A 4,694-nucleotide genomic window follows, 5' to 3' on the forward strand; every position below is an offset into this window, starting at 1 on the left:
AAGGAGGCGGCAAGAATGTGATTTCTAGAGCGTGATGCTTTCAGCCTAACGCTCTATCTCTGTGTTTTTTCGAGCGATTTCAAGCGATTATGTTGCCGTCGCCGCGTCAACCTAATCGCACATCGCTCTAATTTCCACCGAGATAGCGCTGGATGAACTGCCGTGCCCGGTCGGTCGCCGGCGCGGTGAAGAACTCTTCCGGTGCGCCGACTTCGATGATCCTGCCCTGATCGAGCAGCACGATACGGTCTGCGACGGCGCGCGCGAAACTCATTTCATGGGTGACCACCAGCATGGTGTAGCCGTCGCGCGCGAGGTCCTGCATGACGGCCAGGACCTCGCCCACCAGCTCGGGGTCGAGGGCGCTGGTTGGCTCGTCGAACAAGAGAATTTCAGGGCGCATCGCGAGGGCGCGGGCGATGCCGACGCGCTGCTTCTGTCCACCGGACAGACGCGCCGGAAAGGCGTCTTTCTTTGCCAACAGACCAACGCGGTCGAGCAGAGCCTCGGCTTCGACGCGGACCTCCCGGGCGGGGCGACGTTGCACATGGACGGGCGCCTCCATCACGTTACCAAGCACCGTGAGGTGTGGCCATAATGCGAAATGCTGGAACACCATGCCCATCCGCGTGCGGATGAGGGAGAGATCAGAATCCGACATCCTCGCATGGCCGCCGGGATAAAAGCCGATGCGCACGCCGGCAAGGTGGATATCACCGGTATCCGGAGGTGCCAGCCAGTTGATGCAACGCAGCAAGGTGGACTTACCCGAGCCCGAGGGGCCGAGGACGCAGATCACCTCGCCGCGCCGCACGGTCAAATTGATATCCGTCAGAACGGTGTGGCCGGCGAAGGATTTTTGCAGGCCGGCCACCGAAAGGAGGATATCTGACCCCGTTGCAGCCGAGGCTTGCAGGGTCGCGGTGGCGTTGGGCGATGGCGCGGCGGCGCTGGCAATCGCGTTCAGCATTGGCGTTCCTTTCGTCGGCCGGGTCATCTGATGAGGTCGGCATGCCGCAACGAGGCGCGCACGCCGAATTCGACGATCAAGCAAAGCATCCAGTAGAGCAGGCCCGCGCACACGAAAGAGGCGAAGGGAATGTAGTACGTCGCCTGAAGTTCATTGGCGGAATACGTCAGTTCCTCGACAGTGATGATGACGAGGAAGGCGCTGTCTTTGATGATCTGGATCGTCTGGTTGCCGAGGGTGGGCAGCGCGATCATGAATAATGGCTTGAAAATGATGCGTCGCAGGAGGCGCAGACCGTGATAGCCGAAGGCGTGTCCGGCCTCGATCTGCTCGTGCGGTATCTGGACCCAGGCGGCGCGAAGCAGTTCAGCGAAATAGGCGGCGTTATACAGCGTCAAGGAGACGATCCCGGCCATCAGCGGGTCGAGCGTAATGTGCCATGCCGGCAGGCCGTAATAGATCAGGTAGAGAAACAGCAGGAACGGGACGCAGCGCATCAGGTCAATCAGCGCCGTGACCGCGCGGGCGGCGGGGCGGAAGCGCAAGCCAAGGGCGAAGAAGGCGAGTGCTGCCGAGAAGGCGCAGGCGGTCGCAATGGCGCTGATCTCGAATGTTGTGACGAGACCGTGCAAGATCATGTTACGATGTTGCCAGACGATCAACCAGCCTTTCATAAGGCGACACTAAACTTGCGTGCGATCACGCGCTGTGCCCCGATAAGGGCGCCGATCAGCACCACGTAGAGCAGCAGAGCGATCAGGAAGGGCGGGATCGGCGCGTAGGTCTGCGCGCCGATCCGCACGGCTGCCCGCGTGGTATCGACCAGCCCGATGACCGCGACGGCCGGGCTGACTTTGATAATGAGGGTGACCTCGTTCATCAACGCGGGCAGGCTGGCTCGGAACACCTGCGGCAGCACGATCCGGCGAAACCGTAGACCACGTCTCATGCCGCACGCGATCGCGGCATCGAGCTGGTCACGCGGGAATGCGAGCAGCGCGGCGCGCCAAATTTCGCAGTCGAACGCCATCGTGCCGGCACCGAGCACAGCGATCGCCGCCTCCAGGCGGTTTGGCGCGAAGCCAAGTCCCGGCAGGGCGAAATAGACGAGAAGCACCAGCGTTACCGAAGGAATAGCGCGTAGCAGGCTGACCAACATGGCCACCAGCGGGGCCACCAGGGGCACGCGGTACCAGCGGATCAGCGCGAGCCCGAGACCGAGCGGGACGCCGATACATACCGCGGACAGCGACACTAAAATTGTAATCCGCATCCCCTCGAGCAAGGCGATAAGGTCGGCCGTATTCATGCAAAGAAACTACGCGACTGGCTTGCTCGGAAGGTTTTTGAAGACAGTCCCGAACCATTTTTCTTGCAGTTTCGCCATCGTGCCGTCTTTGCGGGCGGCCGCGATTTTTTCGTCGAACAACGAAAGCAATGCGCTGTTGCCTTTCTTCATCGCCCAGGCGATGTAGATCGGCTTCGAAACCGGCTGGCCAAGAGCGAAGACTCCGGGCCGTTTTGCCACCGCATCTCGAAGGTTCAAATATGTATTAACAACATAGTCGAGCCGGCCGGACGCGAGGTCTTGATAGGCCGAGGGGTAGTCCTGGTATTGCACCACTTTTCCGAGTTTGCCGCCCGTTTTCTTCAGCATGTCGTTAAGTTGAGGCAATAAACTTAGCATTGCACTGCCTGCCTCGACGCCAAGGGTGAGGCCGCTGAGGTCCTTGATGTCAGTAATTCGTCTGTCGTCAGCGCGTTTCATATAGTAATCCACGCTTTCCGCGACGGGGCTGGTGAAATCAAGCGTCTTCAGCCGTTGGGGCGTGATGAGCACCGCGGTGACCGCCACGTCGTACTTGCCGGTGACCACGCCCGGCAAGATGCCGGTCCAGGGGATCATGTCGTGGTGAACCTTGAAGCCCATGGTCTTCGATAGCGTGGCGAATAATTCGATGTCATATCCGGTGGGTTTGCCGTTCTCGACGAATTCGAAGGGCTGGAAATCATCCTCGCTCGCCACGTTGATCACGCCCCGCTTGCGGATCTCCGCCAGGGTCGCGGCACGCGCGCCGACGGGTAGGCCCGCCAGCGATGCGGCAGGAAGGAATGCGAGCAGTTGCAAGGCTCGACGGCGCTCTATCAGGGTCGGTTTCGGGTCGATCGGCATGCTTGTCTCCGTTTCCTTTGGTCGATGGGTCAAGGGTTCAATGGAAAGTTAGCAAGACTTATGCCAATGAGATTCGAGAATTTTTCTATCAGTAGACTGATGAAATGCCTTGAAATTGGGCATTCCGTCAGGGTCTTGTGCCTCAAAGGAGCAGGAATACGCATGAGATGGATCGATGTCGCCAGCGAGATGGAGGCGGGACACTCAAACGGACTGGAGGTCGAGGTTGCTGGTATCGCGCTTCTCTTGCGCCGGATCGACGGCGGGATATTCGCCCTGTCTGCGACCTGCCCGCATCATGCCGCCTGGCTCAGCCAAGGGCGTTTCGGAGACGGGCGCGTTTTTTGTCCGCGCCATGGCGGCGTATTTGATCTTGCGACAGGTCGGCGGATCGCCGGTCCGTTCTGCCCGGACCTGCCGGTCTATCCGGTGCGGATCGTCGGCGGGCGGGTGGAGGTCGCGCTGTGAGCCGTTGCGCCCGGCTTAGAGTGTTATGCTTTCAGCATAACACTCTAGCACGATGTTTTTTCGAGCGATTTCATGCGGTTATGTTGCCGCTGTCGCGTCAACTTAATCGCATATCGCTCTAGTCAAGGCGAAGCGGGGCGCGGCCGTATTCGTTGCCTTCGTCGACCAGCAGGCGGAGGGCCGTCATGAAGGAGGCGCGTCGGGCGGGCGGCAGAGCCTCGATCGTGCGCCGGTGGGCACGAGCGACGGCCTCATCCATGGCAACGAGAACTCGCGAGCCGGAGGCGGTGAGAGTGACACATTTGATCCGCCGGTCGGTCCGGCCCGGGGCGCGCCGCACAACGCCGCGTCCTTCAAGGCGGGCCAGAACATTGGCGAGTGTCGCGCGGTCCACACCGACCTCATGGGCGAGTGCGGTCTGGTCAAGGCCGGGCTGTGCGGCGACCACCGTCATGATGCTGAATTGCACCGGCGTGATATCGAACGCGGCGCATTCCTCGGCAAAGAGGGCCAAATGGATCTGATGCAGCCGGCGGATCAAGAAGCCGGGACGGTCGGTCAGGGCGATGGGATGGCGTGCGTGCATCAGGTCCGCAGGCTAATCAATCGCCGCAGCAAGCGCCAGAGTGCGCCAAGCATTAACCCGGCACCGATCGGCCGCGCTGTGACGACTGTGGCGCCGCCATCACCACGAAGACGGGCTTCAAGCGTGCGCGCGGTCTGTTCGACCAATTCCGCCGCGAACGCCTCGACGATCGGCCGGCGGCCGAATTGCGCGAGCGGTCCACGGAGCGAATAACCCATTGCGATCGTCAGGCGGGAAGCGGTCGTATCCTCGGCGGCGACACTGAAGGTGACATCGCCGGTCAGGGTGGTGCCGCTCGCCGTGTCGCGGCCGCTGCCTTCGAGGCTGCCCGCAAGCGTCGTATCATCCAGATGGAGACAGGCACTGCCGGCGAAGCATGTGCGGATCGGGCCAAGGGCGGCAACCATCGCGCCATGGATTGTATCGCCGTCCACACGGTCGAGCGTGGCGCCGGGAACGCAGGTGGCGATGAGGGCGGGGTTTCGTATGGCGTCCCA

Annotated in this window: 7 protein-coding genes; 1 reads left to right on the forward strand and 6 read right to left on the reverse strand. The window is 61.5% G+C overall.

Annotated elements, in window-relative coordinates; all coding sequences use genetic code 11:
* Positions 1–127: 127 nt before the first annotated feature.
* Genes ACP5E6_RS08555 through ACP5E6_RS08570 form a run of 4 tightly spaced genes read right to left on the reverse strand, consistent with a single transcriptional unit; the run spans position 128 to position 3,143 of the window.
* Positions 128–970 carry an amino acid ABC transporter ATP-binding protein gene (locus ACP5E6_RS08555; RefSeq protein WP_427953805.1) on the reverse strand — a complete coding sequence of 281 codons (843 nt, stop codon included), beginning with the start codon at positions 968–970 and terminating at the stop codon, positions 128–130.
* A gap of 23 nt (positions 971–993) precedes the next feature.
* Positions 994–1,608, reverse strand: coding sequence for an amino acid ABC transporter permease (locus ACP5E6_RS08560; RefSeq protein WP_427953807.1), 615 nt, complete (start codon positions 1,606–1,608; stop codon positions 994–996).
* A 32-nt stretch (positions 1,609–1,640) separates the two neighbouring features.
* Positions 1,641–2,279 (reverse strand): amino acid ABC transporter permease, encoded by a 639-nt coding sequence (locus tag ACP5E6_RS08565; protein ID WP_427953809.1) that lies wholly within the window; start codon positions 2,277–2,279, stop codon positions 1,641–1,643.
* A gap of 9 nt (positions 2,280–2,288) precedes the next feature.
* Positions 2,289–3,143 (reverse strand): transporter substrate-binding domain-containing protein, encoded by an 855-nt coding sequence (locus tag ACP5E6_RS08570; RefSeq protein WP_427953811.1) that lies wholly within the window; start codon positions 3,141–3,143, stop codon positions 2,289–2,291.
* 162 nt (positions 3,144–3,305) lie between these two features.
* Between ACP5E6_RS08570 and ACP5E6_RS08575 the strand changes: the two genes are divergently transcribed.
* Entirely contained in the window at positions 3,306–3,611 is a 306-nt protein-coding gene (locus ACP5E6_RS08575) for a Rieske (2Fe-2S) protein (RefSeq protein WP_427953813.1), read from the forward strand.
* A 118-nt stretch (positions 3,612–3,729) separates the two neighbouring features.
* Here ACP5E6_RS08575 and ACP5E6_RS08580 read toward each other — a convergent pair whose 3' ends face one another.
* Both ACP5E6_RS08580 and ACP5E6_RS08585 read right to left on the reverse strand, forming a co-directional pair.
* Positions 3,730–4,197, reverse strand: a complete 468-nt coding sequence (locus ACP5E6_RS08580) for a MarR family winged helix-turn-helix transcriptional regulator (RefSeq protein ID WP_427953815.1) — start codon at positions 4,195–4,197, stop codon at positions 3,730–3,732.
* Positions 4,197–4,694 (reverse strand): SRPBCC domain-containing protein (locus ACP5E6_RS08585; RefSeq protein WP_427953816.1); only part of this gene is annotated, 498 nt, incomplete at its 5' end. The genes ACP5E6_RS08580 and ACP5E6_RS08585, both read right to left, overlap by 1 nt.

This window comes from Acidiphilium sp., assembly GCF_049977125.1.
Lineage (GTDB): Bacteria > Pseudomonadota > Alphaproteobacteria > Acetobacterales > Acetobacteraceae > Acidiphilium.

What these genes read in the sequence shown, in the direction of transcription:
- ACP5E6_RS08570 (WP_427953811.1), bottom strand. Translation starts at nt 3,143, where the DNA reads ATGCCGATCGACCCGAAACCGACCCTGATAGAGCGCCGTCGAGCCTTG.
- ACP5E6_RS08555 (WP_427953805.1), bottom strand. Translation starts at nt 970, where the DNA reads ATGCTGAACGCGATTGCCAGCGCCGCCGCGCCATCGCCCAACGCCACC.
- ACP5E6_RS08565 (WP_427953809.1), bottom strand. Translation starts at nt 2,279, where the DNA reads ATGAATACGGCCGACCTTATCGCCTTGCTCGAGGGGATGCGGATTACA.
- ACP5E6_RS08560 (WP_427953807.1), bottom strand. Translation starts at nt 1,608, where the DNA reads ATGATCTTGCACGGTCTCGTCACAACATTCGAGATCAGCGCCATTGCG.
- ACP5E6_RS08575 (WP_427953813.1), top strand. Translation starts at nt 3,306, where the DNA reads ATGAGATGGATCGATGTCGCCAGCGAGATGGAGGCGGGACACTCAAAC.
- ACP5E6_RS08580 (WP_427953815.1), bottom strand. Translation starts at nt 4,197, where the DNA reads ATGCACGCACGCCATCCCATCGCCCTGACCGACCGTCCCGGCTTCTTG.